Annotated in this window: 19 protein-coding genes; 10 read left to right on the top strand and 9 right to left on the bottom strand. The window is 36.2% G+C overall.

The window, feature by feature from the left end; genetic code table 11:
- Positions 1 to 205: 205 nt before the first annotated feature.
- The 4 genes from Q5760_RS05800 to Q5760_RS05785 all read left to right on the top strand — a co-directional run bounded on the left by Q5760_RS05800 (position 206) and on the right by Q5760_RS05785 (position 3961).
- Positions 206 to 1195 (top strand): CAP domain-containing protein, encoded by a 990-nt coding sequence (locus Q5760_RS05800; RefSeq protein WP_428911259.1) that lies wholly within the window; start codon positions 206 to 208, stop codon positions 1193 to 1195.
- A 196-nt stretch (positions 1196 to 1391) separates the two neighbouring features.
- Positions 1392 to 2363: an ABC transporter substrate-binding protein gene (locus tag Q5760_RS05795; RefSeq protein ID WP_428912502.1), complete on the top strand. Its 972-nt coding sequence runs from the start codon at positions 1392 to 1394 to the stop codon at positions 2361 to 2363.
- Between the two features lie 34 nt (positions 2364 to 2397).
- Entirely contained in the window at positions 2398 to 3171 is a 774-nt protein-coding gene (locus tag Q5760_RS05790; RefSeq protein WP_428911258.1) for an ABC transporter ATP-binding protein, read from the top strand.
- Entirely contained in the window at positions 3155 to 3961 is an 807-nt protein-coding gene (locus tag Q5760_RS05785; protein ID WP_428911257.1) for an ABC transporter permease, read from the top strand. Before Q5760_RS05790 ends, Q5760_RS05785 begins: the two co-directional genes overlap by 17 nt.
- A gap of 7 nt (positions 3962 to 3968) precedes the next feature.
- Here the strand turns inward: Q5760_RS05785 and ytkD are convergent, their stop codons facing one another.
- Positions 3969 to 4439, bottom strand: coding sequence for an RNA deprotection pyrophosphohydrolase (gene ytkD, locus Q5760_RS05780; RefSeq protein WP_428911256.1), 471 nt, complete (start codon positions 4437 to 4439; stop codon positions 3969 to 3971).
- A 54-nt stretch (positions 4440 to 4493) separates the two neighbouring features.
- Entirely contained in the window at positions 4494 to 4811 is a 318-nt protein-coding gene (locus Q5760_RS05775; protein WP_428911255.1) for a hydrolase, read from the bottom strand.
- A 169-nt stretch (positions 4812 to 4980) separates the two neighbouring features.
- Between Q5760_RS05775 and Q5760_RS05770 the strand changes: the two genes are divergently transcribed.
- Positions 4981 to 5238: a DUF6154 family protein gene (locus Q5760_RS05770; protein ID WP_428911254.1), complete on the top strand. Its 258-nt coding sequence runs from the start codon at positions 4981 to 4983 to the stop codon at positions 5236 to 5238.
- Positions 5239 to 5345: 107 nt separating this feature from the next.
- Here the strand turns inward: Q5760_RS05770 and Q5760_RS05765 are convergent, their stop codons facing one another.
- Positions 5346 to 5783 carry a Dps family protein gene (locus Q5760_RS05765; protein ID WP_428911253.1) on the bottom strand — a complete coding sequence of 146 codons (438 nt, stop codon included), beginning with the start codon at positions 5781 to 5783 and terminating at the stop codon, positions 5346 to 5348.
- Between the two features lie 176 nt (positions 5784 to 5959).
- On the opposite strand from Q5760_RS05765, the gene ytzI reads away from it, so the two are divergent.
- The 3 genes from ytzI (at position 5960) to yidD (ending at position 7913) form a co-directional block, all read left to right on the top strand.
- Positions 5960 to 6115 (top strand): YtzI protein, encoded by a 156-nt coding sequence (ytzI, locus tag Q5760_RS05760; RefSeq protein ID WP_428911252.1) that lies wholly within the window; start codon positions 5960 to 5962, stop codon positions 6113 to 6115.
- Positions 6112 to 7581: a cardiolipin synthase gene (cls, locus tag Q5760_RS05755; protein ID WP_428911251.1), complete on the top strand. Its 1470-nt coding sequence runs from the start codon at positions 6112 to 6114 to the stop codon at positions 7579 to 7581. Before ytzI ends, cls begins: the two co-directional genes overlap by 4 nt.
- A gap of 77 nt (positions 7582 to 7658) precedes the next feature.
- Positions 7659 to 7913, top strand: a complete 255-nt coding sequence (gene yidD, locus Q5760_RS05750; RefSeq protein WP_428911250.1) for a membrane protein insertion efficiency factor YidD — start codon at positions 7659 to 7661, stop codon at positions 7911 to 7913.
- 55 nt (positions 7914 to 7968) lie between these two features.
- Here the strand turns inward: yidD and Q5760_RS05745 are convergent, their stop codons facing one another.
- Positions 7969 to 8532, bottom strand: a complete 564-nt coding sequence (locus Q5760_RS05745) for a beta-class carbonic anhydrase (RefSeq protein ID WP_428912501.1) — start codon at positions 8530 to 8532, stop codon at positions 7969 to 7971.
- Between the two features lie 207 nt (positions 8533 to 8739).
- On the opposite strand from Q5760_RS05745, the gene Q5760_RS05740 reads away from it, so the two are divergent.
- On the top strand, positions 8740 to 9741 hold the full coding sequence (locus Q5760_RS05740; RefSeq protein WP_428911249.1) for a metal ABC transporter solute-binding protein, Zn/Mn family: 1002 nt from the start codon (positions 8740 to 8742) through the stop codon (positions 9739 to 9741).
- An 82-nt stretch (positions 9742 to 9823) separates the two neighbouring features.
- Positions 9824 to 9988 (top strand): DUF1540 domain-containing protein, encoded by a 165-nt coding sequence (locus Q5760_RS05735; protein ID WP_428911248.1) that lies wholly within the window; start codon positions 9824 to 9826, stop codon positions 9986 to 9988.
- A gap of 39 nt (positions 9989 to 10027) precedes the next feature.
- Here the strand turns inward: Q5760_RS05735 and Q5760_RS05730 are convergent, their stop codons facing one another.
- From Q5760_RS05730 to Q5760_RS05710, 5 genes are all read right to left on the bottom strand, one after another.
- Positions 10028 to 10564: a PepSY domain-containing protein gene (locus Q5760_RS05730; protein ID WP_428911247.1), complete on the bottom strand. Its 537-nt coding sequence runs from the start codon at positions 10562 to 10564 to the stop codon at positions 10028 to 10030.
- A gap of 123 nt (positions 10565 to 10687) precedes the next feature.
- Entirely contained in the window at positions 10688 to 11281 is a 594-nt protein-coding gene (locus Q5760_RS05725) for a PepSY domain-containing protein (RefSeq protein WP_428911246.1), read from the bottom strand.
- Between the two features lie 68 nt (positions 11282 to 11349).
- Positions 11350 to 12705, bottom strand: coding sequence for an ATP-binding protein (locus Q5760_RS05720; protein ID WP_428911245.1), 1356 nt, complete (start codon positions 12703 to 12705; stop codon positions 11350 to 11352).
- On the bottom strand, positions 12702 to 13397 hold the full coding sequence (locus Q5760_RS05715; RefSeq protein ID WP_428911244.1) for a response regulator transcription factor: 696 nt from the start codon (positions 13395 to 13397) through the stop codon (positions 12702 to 12704). Before Q5760_RS05715 ends, Q5760_RS05720 begins: the two co-directional genes overlap by 4 nt.
- A gap of 27 nt (positions 13398 to 13424) precedes the next feature.
- Positions 13425 to 14885 carry an o-succinylbenzoate--CoA ligase gene (locus Q5760_RS05710; RefSeq protein WP_428911243.1) on the bottom strand — a complete coding sequence of 487 codons (1461 nt, stop codon included), beginning with the start codon at positions 14883 to 14885 and terminating at the stop codon, positions 13425 to 13427.
- Positions 14886 to 14933 lie beyond the last annotated feature (48 nt).

The raw sequence follows: 14933 nt of genomic DNA, 5'->3' as shown, positions 1-14933 counted from the left end.
ATAAAAAATACATTTCGAGCTTATAGACATTCTCTTATTTTACCATAATTCCTTCTTTAGACCAATGAACGTCGCAGATTTGTTAAATCCGGATGGTAAAGCATTTTAAAATATACACTCCCAAATTAAACGGTTATTGCCATCAATACTTTTTGTCATTACCGAGAAAATAATAACGTATTCCACAAATAAGGAGGCAATACAAATGATAAAAAGAAAATTGAAAGTTTTAATCGCCCCTGCGCTTATATTAGGCCTTGCAGCTTGTAACAATGACAATGATACTGCAATGGATGTACAAAATCGAAACCAAGGCAACACAACGTGGAATCGAAACAATACGGATGACAGTTATTTAAATAGAGTGAATTACCGGGCAAATCAAACGAGAAACAACGATAACAATAATCGCATGAATGTCTTAGACCGCGAAGGTATTTTTGCGGATGATCACGACAACAACTTAATGGATCATCGTGGACCATTAACAGAAAATTACGATAACCGAAAAGGCGGTAATGAGTATGACTTAACCGCAGTTAATAATCGAAATGGATCGCTTTCCAGCTTAACAACGTCAAAATCAAGCAAAGATTATCCACACACAAGAGCGATTCGTATTCAAGAAGCACGATACAAATTTGTCCCTATTAATGAATATCAAGAAGGTAGAAGAACTACGCAGGGACAAAGGAATCAAGCCCAAGTTGGGATCGAACAGCCTAGACAGCAACAGCAAAAAAATACGACAGCACAAAACAACCAGCAGACACCGAATACAACAAAGCCTGCACAACAACAGCAAACCTCTGGAAATATTAGTAATTACGCAAAGCAAGTGGTTGATTTAACAAATGAACAACGTCGTAAAAATGGATTATCTGATCTGCAACTTGATACTAAGTTAAGTAATGTTGCTCAAACGAAATCAGAAGACATGCAAAAAAATGGGTATTTCTCACATACAAGTCCAACATACGGTTCTCCATTTGATATGATGAGAGACTTTGGCGTTTCTTACCGAACAGCTGGGGAAAATATTGCCCAAGGTCAGAGAACCCCACAGGAAGTTGTTAACGCTTGGATGAACAGTGAAGGTCACCGTAAAAATATTTTAAATGGCAACTTCACACATATCGGAGTTGGTTATGAACAGACCGGAAACCACTGGACACAAATGTTTATAGGAAAATAAAATATTTTACAAATGTACCCCATTCTCAATTTTAAAGTGATGGGGTACTTTTATTTAAAAATAGTTTTAATTCCAGTGAAATTAGGCATTCACACATTTTTTCCTACTACATACTATAATCTAGGCTACTTAAATGATTTGAGTTAAAAGGAGGATTTTTTATTTGAAAAGGTGGAGAAAGATCTTATTCCTCTTTATGGTTTCTATTCTAATGGTGGGGCTTGCTGCTTGTAATTTCGGTTCTAAGGATTCAGATTTAGAAAAGGTTCGTGTCGCAGAGGTAACTCGTTCTGTCTTTTATGCACCATTATATGTTGCAGTTGAACAAGGTTTTTTTGAAGAAGAAGGTCTAGAAGTTGAAGTGACAACAGTTTGGGGCGGAGATAAAACCATGACAGCTCTTATTTCGGATGGAGCAGACATTGCTTTAGTTGGGTCTGAAACATCCATTTATGTTTCATCTCAAGGGTCTACTGATCCGATCATCAATTTTGCACAGCTTACTCAAACAGATGGTACATTTCTTGTTTCACGTGAGAAAATAGAGGACTTTAGCTGGGATATGCTGAAAGACAGCGATTTTTTGGGTCAAAGAAAAGGCGGCATGCCACAAATGGTCGGTGAATTTGTCCTTAAGCAACATGGGATACATCCTCACAATGATTTAAATTTAATTCAAAATATTGATTTTGCAAACATTGCCAATGCATTTATCTCAGGAACAGGCGATTTTGTTCAACTATTTGAGCCACAAGCCAGCATGTTTGAAAAAGAAGGTAGAGGGTATATTGTAGCTTCCTTTGGAACTGAATCAGGTCATGTCCCATATACAACCTTTATGACAAAAGAAAGCTATTTAACTGAAAATGATGAAACGGTTGAAAAGTTTACTACTGCGATCTATAAGGCACAGCAATGGGTTTATGAAAATAGTTCTACCGATACCGCTAAACTAATTGAAAAATATTTCGCCGATACAGATTTAGAAATTATTGAATCTTCGATTGAACGTTATAAAAGTCAAGAATCCTTTGCAACGAACCCTGTCTTAGATGAAGAAGAGTGGGAGAATCTACAAAATATTATGGATGAAGCTGGTGAGCTTCCAGAGCGTATTGACTATGAGGAGCTTGTGAACACTGAATTTGCAGAAAAGGTCATGAAATAGCGGTTATTACATTTTTTTAGGAGGGCAATCGATCATGGTCTTTTTGAAAATTAAAAACGTCAGTCATACTTATTTCACAAAAACAACGGCAACAACCGCCCTCTCTGATATTTCCCTTAATATCGAGGAAGGAGAATTTATTTCCTTTATCGGTCCTAGTGGCTGTGGTAAAACGACCTTGCTTTCCATCATCGCTGGGTTATTACGGCCAACCGAGGGGGTTGTTACATTAGAGGGTAAATCAATCAATCCTAAAGAAAATGACATTGGTTATATGCTTCAACAGGATTACTTGTTTCCTTGGAAAACGATTGAAGAAAACATTTTGCTAGGTTTAAAAATAAGTGATAGGCTAGATGAATCAAAAAAACAAAAAACGCTGGAATTGCTTAACAAGATGGGCTTAAATGGGTTCGAAGGTCAATATCCTAAACAGCTATCTGGTGGCATGAGACAGCGTGTTGCGTTGGTTAGAACATTGGCAACGGAACCAAAACTATTAATGCTTGACGAACCTTTTTCAGCGCTTGATTTCCAAACGAAACTTCATTTAGAAGATCTTGTATCAGAAACCTTAAAGTCTTTTCAAAAAACAGCCATCTTGGTTACTCATGATATTGGTGAAGCGATCGCGATGAGTGACCGCATCTTTCTCTTCTCTGCCCGCCCAGGTCAAATCCATAAGACATTTCTCGTCCCAGAAGAATTGCGCCACCTTCCTCCTTTCCAAGCTCGAAATCACGAAACATACCAACAGCTATTTCAAATTATATGGAAGGAGCTGGAGTCCTTTGAAAACACCAACTAAAATACAGCAGCTTCATCAAAATTATATTTCTACATTAAAAAAGGAAAAACGCTGGGTCCGTTTTTATCAGATGATCATTTTTCTTGTTTTCTTTAGTGGATGGGAAATAGCCAGCCGTCAACATTGGATTGATCCGCTCATTTTTAGTGCCCCATCGAAGGTATGGCAATTATTTCTTGTTAAAATCCAAGACGGCTCCCTTTTACTTGACTTAAGTATTACATTAGGAGAAACGGTTTTCGGATTTTTAGCAGGGACCATTTTAGGGACTGTACTCGCGGCGATTTTATGGTGGTCGCCGATGCTTTCTAAAATACTAGATCCCTATTTAGTCGTTTTAAATGCCATGCCTAAAATTGCACTCGGACCTATTCTCATCGTTGCGCTCGGACCTAATTTTACATCCATTATGGCGATGGGAGCCTTAATTTCAATTATTATTACGACGATCGTTGTCTATACATCATTCCGTGAAGTTGATCCAAACTATATTAAGGTTCTCCGCACATTTGGAGCTACTCGTATACAATCATTTAAAGAAGCGATTTTACCAGCTTCTTTCCCAACGATCATTTCAACCATTAAAGTAAATGTTGGATTGTCTTGGGTTGGGGTCATTGTTGGTGAATTTCTCGTTTCTCAAAGAGGACTTGGCTATATGATCATATACGGTTTCCAAGTGTTTAATTTCACGCTAGTGTTCCTTTCGCTTTTTGTGATTGCAATATTAGCAACGGTTATGTATCAACTCGTTGAACTACTAGAAAAGAAGTTAATAAAAAATAATTAACGGCTTCCTAGCCGTTTTTTTCTTGAATCTTATTCATTACCTTTTCGATAACCCTATCCTGCATAATAAAACTATAGGAATCTTGCATTCGAAGGGTTAATAGATCCCCACTTACCAGTACAGGACCGTTTGTTTCAAAATAGTCCGATTTTGGATGAATGCTCTCTACTTCCCCATAAAAGATGGCCTTTACAAAAGAATTTTGATCATCTGATACCTGATATTCTCCGATGAAATCTAAACTATTTAATGTCGCACCTGTTTCTTCATAGACTTCTCTAGTAGCTGCCTCCTCAAGGGCTTCTCCCGCTTCCCTTTTTCCACCTGGAAATTCAAGTCCCCTTTGTTTATGCTTTGTTAATAACCATTGCTTATAAAGTTGACAGATAACAAGGACATGCTCAGGCTTTTGGGTAAACGCATTTTTTGTAAAAGATAATTTAACCGTACTTCCGTTCACATCTTTAAAAGTTTCCATCCCTACACCCCGCTTTTCAACCAAATTATAGATGAAATGTAAGAGGATGGGCAATTAATTATTACCTAATATTCCAATGCTTTCAATTTGTCTCTTTGTTTCTTCATTTCCATATTGATGAATAAATTGATAAATTTGTTTAAGTGCCTCATCTTGTCGATCATTTACATTATCATGATGGTATTCACGAAAAGGGATATGAGCCCGAATAAAGTTAGGAAAATCACCTGCTTCATTTTGATCAAAAAACTTCCTTAGTGTGTAAATTTCATCTTCTGTTGCTTCGATTTGATAATTCCACGGCGAATCAACACCACTTTGTGAAATTTCTCCAGAAGCAATGTTTATATAGTATGTTTTTTTTACATCCACCAGACATCACCCTTCCTTTCAATGTATTCTCTAGTCTCGGAATTTCATTCTGTTTTATGCATTTTTACAGTCTTTGTCGTAAAAACATTTTTTTCATATTATTAGGCAATGATAAATATAATGTAAAAATCGTTGAGTAGATATATACTATAGAGAGGGGGGATAAAAAATGAAGCTAGTGGATGAACTTTTTGAGCTGTATCGAGATAAATTAACGGGTGATGAAGAAGACATTGATATGTTAGCGTTTGCATTTTTAGAAGAAATGACTCGTGAAGATTTATTACGATTAATCCAAGAAATGGATGAACAAGAGCTCCATACCTTAATGGGACTGTATCTGATCGAAAGTCTTAAGGGAAAATTTGCAAAAGAAGACTATGGTCAACGTCAAAGCCCGATTATCAACCAACGGAATATCCATTAAATATACATAATCACTCGCCATATTAGACTGCTTTTAAAGAGGCAGTCTTTCCTTTTGCAAAAAAGAAGAATGCTTTTACACTATGCTTAAGCATCCTTCTTCCATTCTTATCCAATATATGCTTGTAACATCCAAACATGCTTTTGCAAACCACTTACAATGGAAAGTAACATGTCGCTAGTCCCTTGATCATCTTCTTTTTCCGCTAAATCCATAGCTGTTTGACATTCTCCGATGATTGTTTGAAAATCGGAAATGGTTTCACGTACCATTTCTTCTTCAGTTTCGTTTCCTTTTGCTTCTGTTAGTGAAGATATTTCAAGACATTCTTTTAATGTTGAAACGGGACTTCCACCAATAGATAAAATCCTTTCTGCCAATTCATCAATATGTTCGTTAGCTTCATCATATAACTCTTCAAACTTTTCATGTAAAGTAAAAAAATGATGTCCTTTTACATACCAATGATAATGATGTAACTTCACATAAAGAACCATCCAGTTTGCCACTTGTTTGTTAACAGCTTGAGTTAATTCTTGACTCATTTTTATCATCCTCCCTTTAATAAGATATCCATTCCAATAGGAAACATCCTTATAAATCCACTTTTTTAGGGTAAAATCATCCTATAATTTTAAGATTCATGATATCATGAACTTTTATAGGATATCTTTTTACCTTTCTTTTGAAATACTATACTGGAGTAAGGGAGGGGTTACTTTTGCTTACAACCATTTTGATCGTTTCAGTAGTTATTATCACAATCGTTCTCATCCTAAGTGTTGTTACAACATCGAAAGCCTATCAATTTAAACACACAATTGATCCATCACCCTTAGAAAAAGATACTAATATAGAACAAGAGGAATCAAAATGACTGAGTTTTTTCAAAACATTGATATTCTAACCCTTTTAGGTACAGTCATTTTATTTCTAAATATGATTTTGGCAACCGTTGTGATCTTTTTAGAAAAGAGAAATGCAGGATCCACTTGGGCTTGGTTACTAGTACTTTATTTTGCTCCCATTTTAGGCTTTATTTTATATTTAGTTTTAGGCAAAAAGCTGCCAAAAGGGCATCTATTTGAATGGGAAGATCAAAAGAAAATTGGAATTGAAGAAATGATCGCTGAGCAAATAGCTTATTTTCAATCCGATCGGTTTACACCTCATAATGAATCCGTTCAGGACTATAGCGGTCTTATTTATATGCTCTTAGATAACAATGATGCAATTTTAACAACGAATAATTCCATCAAGATTTTTACAGACGGAAAGGAGAAATTCCGGTCTCTTTTTGATGATATTCAAAATGCGAAAGACACCATCCATTTGCAATACTATATTTTTAAACATGATAACTTAGGTAGTCAATTGATCGAACTACTAACTGAAAAGGCCAAGCAGGGTATCAAGGTACGTATTCTTTATGATGATTTAGGCTCACGGGGCACGCGAAAAAAACACTTTAAAAACCTAATCGCCGCTGGTGGTGAAGTTGAGGCCTTTTTCCCTTCAAGTTTTGCTATTATCAATTATCGAATTAATTATCGAAATCACCGTAAATTAGTCATTATCGATGGAAGGATTGGATACGTCGGAGGATTTAATGTTGGAGATGAATATTTAGGGTTAAATAAGAAATTTGGGTACTGGCGTGATACACACCTTCGAATCATAGGAAATTCCGTTCATGCCATTCAGACAAGATTTATATTAGATTGGAACCAAGCATCTAACAGTCATGATATTGCCTATTCGCCTAATCTATTTCCTACCATACAATCGACAGGACAAATTGGTATGCAAATTGTAACGAGTGGACCTGATTCGGAATGGGAACATATTAAGTATGGATACATTAAAATGATTTCATATGCAAGAGAATCGATTTGGATTCAAACCCCCTATTTCATCCCTGATGCCAGTCTGCTAGATTCTTTAAAGATTGCTTGTCTAACAGGGAAAGATGTCCGTATTATGATTCCAAACAAACCAGATCATCCCTTCGTTTACTGGGCTACCTATTTCCACGTAGGCGAAATGTTGAAGGCAGGAGCAAAGGTATATATCTACGATAATGGATTTATACACGCAAAAACGATTGTTGTAGATGGAAAATTATCGTCCGTTGGAACTGCAAATATTGATGTTCGCAGTTTTAAACTAAATTTTGAAGTGAATGCTTTTCTTTACGATCAAGGAACTGCTGCTTTCTTGACGGAAAGCTTTAATCGAGACTTAGTCTTTTCAAGGGAATTAACATTGGATGAGTATAAACAGCGGTCTTTAAAAATTCGTTTCAAGGAATCCATATCAAGACTGCTTTCACCTATTTTGTAATAGCGTTCCTCGTCCACTTTTTAGACTCTACTTAAAAAGTGTGGTATTGTGAAGAAAAAGATAGAAGGAATTTCTTAATGTTCAAATCAATCTCTATCGGAATAATTCGTTTTTATCAAAAATTTATTTCACCATTAAAGCCACCTACCTGTCGTTTTTACCCTACTTGTTCCCATTACGGGCTTGAATCCATAAAACGTTTTGGTGCCATTAAAGGTGGATATTTAACCATTGTTCGGATTTTAAAATGTAATCCACTTCATCCTGGTGGTATTGATGAAGTTCCTGATCAGTGGCCTGGGATCATTTCTAAACATAATGATCGACCATAAACATATATATAGGGAGGTGCAAGATTATCCTGATCTTTACACTTCCCTGTTTTGATTAATTGTCGTAACCGTTTATGACCAAATCTAACTTTCCTGTTTCCGGATTAATGACTAGCCCATGAACAGGAACATTGCTAGGTAGTAGAGGATGATTTTTAATCACGTCAACACTATGAGCGACACTATCCTCCACATTACTGAAACCCTTTAACCAATTTTGGAAATCAATTCCTGAATATTCAAGTGTATCTAGAGTCTCTTGCGAAACACCTCTTTGTTTCATTTGAGCGATCATTTCATCGGCTTTCAATCCACCCATTCCGCAATCGTGATGCCCGATAACAAGAACTTCTTCTGCCTTTAACTGATAAAGCGCTACTAATATACTTCTCATGACACTTCCGAATGGATGGGCAATGAGGCCACCAGCATTTTTTACCAATTTAATGTCTCCATTTCGTGCATTCAAGGCACGAGGCAGTAACTCAACTAAGCGTGTATCCATACAAGTGAGAATGACCATTTTTTTATTAGGAAGTTTACTTGTGGCATATTTTTCATATTTTTTTTGAGCAACAAATTCTTCATTATATGTTAATACTTCATCTAGAATTCTCATATTCATTCCATCCCCTTATTTAATTGTTTATTTTCTAGCATACCGATTTTTTTTCTATCTTGCAATTTCAAAGTTTTTTTTGTATGATTACATAGGTATAATCGTAATGATTACGAATTAACACAATAGAGAGAAAAAATAAATAATCACTTATTTTGCGATATAAATCGTAACGAATTCGATTTAAAAGGTGAGAGGGGAAAAAGAATGAAAAAACAATTTCTTTTATTTATTGGCTTTTTACTACCAATAAGCATGTTTTTGGCAGCTTGTGGAAATGATGTTGACTCAACTGCTAAAGATGATGCTAAATTAACAGTATATACAACTGTTTATCCATTACAATTTTTCACAGAGGAAATAGGAGGAGATGCGGTACACGTTGAAACGATTTATCCTCCTGGTGCTGATGAACATACTTTTGATCCGTCACAAAAGGATATGATGGCATTAGCTGATTCAGATTTATTTTTCTATGTGGGTCTCGGTCTTGAAGGTTTTGTTGAAAAAGCAAAAGAGTCTTTATCAAAAGAAGATGTAGCAATGGTTGCAACTGGAGATTCGATCATAACAACAGAAGCCTTTGCTCAGCAACCTACCGATCCAGAGCATAGTGAAGAAGAAATAGCCCATGGGGACCATGAAGACCATGAAGAAGAAACAGAACATGATGATCATAACCATGGTGATATTGACCCACATGTATGGATTGATCCTGTTTATGCCAAGGAAATGGCTTATTCAATTAAAAATGCGCTAATATCCGAAATGCCCGAAAAAGAAGCGGAGTTCACCAAAAATTACGAGGCTTTAGTGAAAAAACTAGATGCGCTAAATCAGAAATTTACAGATTTAGTTAGTAATGCCAAAAATAAAGAAATCATTGTTTCTCATGCCGCTTATGGATATTGGGAATCCCGCTATGGATTAGAACAAATCAGTGTTTCCGGATTATCAACGTCAAGTGAACCGTCACAAAAAGACCTGGAAACGATTATTGATAAAGCAAAAGAACTAGATCTTAACTATATCTATTTCGAACAAAATGTAAGTTCAAAAATTACAGAAATCATCCAAAATGAAATTGGTGCAGAAGCGCTTGTTCTTCATAATTTATCAACCCGAACGGATGAAGATATTGAGAATAATCGCGATTATTTCGCCATAATGGAAGATAATCTAACGGCTTTAGAAAAAGGCCTCCGTTAATATCTCCAGCATTTGTTATGTGTGAAAGGGCTCAAATCTGCCATTCTAATAGTGTATCCACTAATTTAAAGGAGTGATACAAATGGCAAAAGATGTCCTATGTGAAGTGAATAATTGTGTGTTCTGGGAAAGCGGAAACCTATGTAGCGCCGATCAAATTTATGTTGTCAGCCATACAGGTGATGTAGCGGATGATTCCAGAGGAACCGATTGTAAAACATTTAGACCCGAAGCAGATTATAAATAACGAAAAAAGGTGCCAACATTAAAATTGGCACCTTTTTTCTTAATCATCCATTTCAACTTCAAGGATTTTACCCGTAACGGCATCAATTTCAACTTCTACTTCACCACGGTCCGTCCTCAATTCTACTTCATACTTATAGAAGCCGTCGTCTTCATCTCTGTCAATTTCTTTCATTTTTCCATTTACTGCATTTTCTGCAATCGCAATGGCTTCAGATTGTGAAATCATGTTTCGACTTGTTGGATTGGAATTAAAATCATCATCATGGTCATCACGATTGACAGAATAGACTTCACCTGTATAGGCGTCAAGATATAGATTATAATCAACACCATCTTTGTCAATATCCATTTCATATACAAGCCTATTCTTTTCCTTTTCTAATTCAATTTCTTCCACAACACCATCGACTTCTTGCAAAGCAATCTTTTCAGCATCAGTAGCACTTAACATTTCTTGTCTGTTAAGGTCCTTTACCATTTTGTTATTATCATCAAGATTAGAGGCCCCAACAGCAAATGCCCCTCCAAAAATAATTGCAGCTCCGAATGTACTAATTAAAATTTTCTTTTTCATCATTCTTCCTCCTTATTCATATCTCATTTCCTTACACCTTCACTATAGCCTTTTAAAATGAGAGTACAGAGAAAGAAAGATTAAAAAATGATTAGAAAAAGAAAAGTTTATCTCAGTTTATCCTTAATCATCATCGTCGTCATCATCTTGATCATCCCATGTTATGGACTCAACAGCAGCTGTTATTGCATTTATTTCAACCGTTGCTTCCCTGCCATCATTAGCTTCAACTTCTACTAAAAAGTACGATACCCCATTTTTATTTTCAAGATCAATATCATCTACTTCACCTGGGATTTGTTCAAGAGCAATGGCAATCGCCTTTTCTTCTGACAATCTCGATTGTCCTGGTTCAACCTGGTCCTGTTCTTTATTTGGCTCTTCGTTTAATTTTTGTTCATTATCAGATGTTGGATTTTTAGTTTCTACTTTTCTCTCCTGTATTCTCTTTAAAGAAGAAACCTCTCCTGTGTTGGAATTAATCTGTACCTCATATATTCCTGTATCACGCTCTAATTCGATGATATACTGGTCAGCTTCCTGTTTAATTTCTTGAACAAAACCTGAGTACCTCTGTTGCGCAATCTCTTTTGCCTCTTGCTCCGTCAATTCACTAGCAGATGAACTCCCAGGAGTAAAAAACTTGGAGAATACAATAAAAAGGATTAAAACAACAGCGACTCCTACCCCTAAAGAAACCCAAACTTTTAATTTCATGGAATCCCCACCTTATTTTTTCTTTCCATTATGCATGATGAAAATGAGAATTTCCTGAGAATCCTTAACTAATCATTGGATTGTAATTCAAGCACTACTGTTGTACCCACACCCTCGATACTTTCCATCCCTAAATCTGCATCCATCGCATCGGCAATTTCCTTTGCTAATGAAAGACCTAATCCTGATCCACCTATTTTTCGACTCCGAGCCTTATCAACTCGATAAAATCGGTCAAACACCTTTGGTAATTCTTGCTTTGAAATTCCAATCCCACGATCAATGATTCGAACGAACGGTTTATCATTCTTATTCCCGACTTCTACCGTTATCACGTCATCACTATATTTTCTAGCATTATCTAAAATAATAAAAAGAAGCTGTTTTAATTTCGGTTCATCAGCCATAGTCTCTACTTTTTCATCAAATAATTGGAAAGTAATTTCCCGATGATAGGCATTTTCAAAGACCTTGATCGTTTGTTTAACAAGCGACCCCAAGTCGATTTTTTCTAACTGGATATTCCATGATTCCTCATGTTTAGCTAGTAATAAAAGCTGTTCAATCATATCCCTCATGCGAATAGATTCTGAATGAATCGCTTCAACAGATTCAGTGAAAAGTTTTGGTTCCTTTAAACCACGTCTCTTTAATAAACTAGAATAACTTTCTATAATGGTTAACGGAGTCCTCAACTCATGTGAAGCATTTGATACAAATTGTTCCTGCTTTTCAAAATTCATTTCAAGCAGTTCCATCATATGATTGAATGTTTCTCCCATTTCATGCAACTCATCTTTTGAATCATGATTTAATTCAATCTGCTTAAAATGACCGCTTTTTCGAATATCTGTCATTGTTTGAATTAAAGAAGTAATGGGTTTCATAATCACCCTACTCAATAACCGACTAGAAATCACAACTGGAATCATTACGATGAACGTAACGATTATTAATACGATTCTTAAAATCGAAAGATCATCCATTGATCTTTGAATGCTTTTTACTACTTGTAGGTTAGCCACTTTACCATCTGCTAAAATAACAGGAGCAGAAACGAATGAATAAGATTGACCTTCAAATTTAATTTTCTCAACTTTTTCATTTATAAAAAACTGCACTGCTTTGGAACTAAGGTTCTTTTCCGAAGGTGATGTAATCGTTGATAACGCCTTTTCATCTGGTGAAATAATTTGGATCATCCCATCAACAGGCAAATAGGCCCGTAATAACGTATTAGCGTCAATAGTACCTTGTGATTGATTAAACCCTTCAACAATTTTTTCTGCTTCTGCTCTTGACTCTGTGATTTCTCGGTCAATTAATAAATGACTGAAAACAAAGTAAATCGAAATCGAACTGATGATGAATAACCCAATAAATAAAAAGCTCGTATAAAAGTTAATTTTATTCCGTAGCTTCATTTCCCTTCCCTCAAAACATAACCGACTCCTCTAACCGTATGTATGAGAGGTTCTATTCCTGGAAGATCAACCTTTTTACGAATATAACGAATATAGACATCTACGACATTCGTGTCACCATAGTAATCGTAGCCCCAAACGGCTTCAATGATTTGTTCTCGATTCAAAACAAGGGATTTATTTTTTAATAAATAGACAAGCAAATCAAACTCACGAGGAGTTAATTCGATATCATTTCCCCCTCTGGTGACTTGACGGGTTTGCTCATTCACATATAAATCAGCAAGATGAAGAGAATCTGGTATTTCTGATTGGGATGATGATTGAGGCTTAAAACGAAGTGCTGCTCGGATTCTAGCGAGTAACTCCTCAATTTGAAATGGCTTTGTTATATAATCATTTGCTCCTAAATCTAACCCAGATACTTTATCTTCAACAGAACTTTTAGCCGTCAACAAAATGACAGGTGTCGATTCATCCTGTCCACGAATACGTCGCAGCAACTCAATCCCACTTATTCCTGGAAGCATCACATCTAATAAGATCAAGTCCCATTTCTGGCTTCGGTAAACTCCCCAGGCTTCTAACCCATCTGATGCTTTTCCTACTTCATAGCCCTCATATTCAAGTTCTAGTTCTAATAATCGCAAAATTTTTTCTTCATCTTCAACAATCAAGATCGATTGCTTCATCCTTCTCCCACCCCTGTGCTGTTTCATTTATGATAGTTTAGTCCGTAACTCTCTTCTTAAGATTTTCTTTGAAGCGTTTCGCGGAATTTCATTGATAAAATAGATTGTTTGTGGGACTTTATATTTTGCAAGTTTCCTTGTACAATAATGAATAATTTCCTCTATCGTTATAGGTGATTTTTTCACGATAAACGCAACTGGGATTTCTCCCCACTGTTCATCTTGAACCCCAATCACCCCAGCATCCTCAATATTTGGATGTGATGTAAGTACCCCCTCAATTTCCGCGGGATAAATATTTTCTCCACCTGAAATAATGAGATCTGATCGTCGATCCAGTACATATAAAAAACCCTCATCATCTAAATAACCAATATCCCCCGTATGTAGCCAGCCATCCTCGAAATAATTTTCTCTATTTAAATATCCGGTTGTGACATTGGGTCCTTTGACAATAATCTCACCAGCCTCACCTGCATGAGCCTCTTCACCATTATCATGTACGATTTTAATTTGTGAAGGAAAGAGAGGTTTTCCTGCAGACCCTAACTTCCGTAAACTATCTTCGGGAGCTAGAGTCACAATTTGTGATGAGGTTTCCGTCATTCCGTAAGTTTGATATACAGGAATTTCCTTTTCCACACATTGATTTAGAAGAGCTAGTGAGGCAGGACCACCCCCTAGAAGCATACAACGGGCATACTTTGGTAATTTATTATCGTTTAGATTTTCAAGAATTCGTTTTAAGGTTGTACTGACAACCGACATAATGGTGACATGCTCTCGATGAAAATCTTCTATTACTTTTTCAACATCAAACTTTTCGTGAAGGACTATTTTCATTCCATAGATAATAGATTTCATTAGGATGGAATAACCGCTAATATGAAACAACGGTACCGTTAATAACCAGCAATCATCTTCATGAAGACCAAGATTGAGAGCCGAACCCGTTGCACTCCACCAATGATTTCCGTAGGTTTGGATCACCCCTTTTGGATGACCTGTTGTTCCGGATGTATACATGACTGTACAAATTTCATCTAAGTCGATTTCTTCTATTATATTTGGCTCTGAGTATATTCCTTGAAATATGGCTTCCTTTGTCAAAATTTGAAGACTTGGCAACTCCTTTTTCACCATTTCGATTCGATCATTGAAAAAATCTTCACTAATTAAAAAGGTTGAAGAAGAGTCACTTAGCTGCCAGGATATTTCTTGTGCTGTCAGACGGTTATTCAAAATGACGGCTCGAACGCCGATTAAATGTAAAGCTAAAAGTATAACAGCAGAATCTAGGTGGTTACTCATTAAGAGTCCTACAAATTCCTTTTGCTTCATCCCATTAGCAGCTAACTTTCCTGCTGTATTAAGTGAACGATCGTATAATTGTTTAAATGTAATCGTATTTCCATTAAACGCGATCGCCGGACGATTCGGCGTTAAAAAGGCGCGTTTTTTGAGCCAATTTGGCATAGTTTGTCCCATATTATTTTTCACCTTCCCTAAAAAGCGTAAGCGCCTTCGGAACAAATT

The sequence above is a fragment of the Niallia sp. Kr1 genome (assembly GCF_050389805.1).
GTDB lineage: Bacteria > Bacillota > Bacilli > Bacillales > Cytobacillaceae > Bacillus_BD.
The sequence above is the reverse complement of the archived record's forward strand: the minus strand, read 5'-3'. Positions and strand labels throughout refer to the sequence as shown.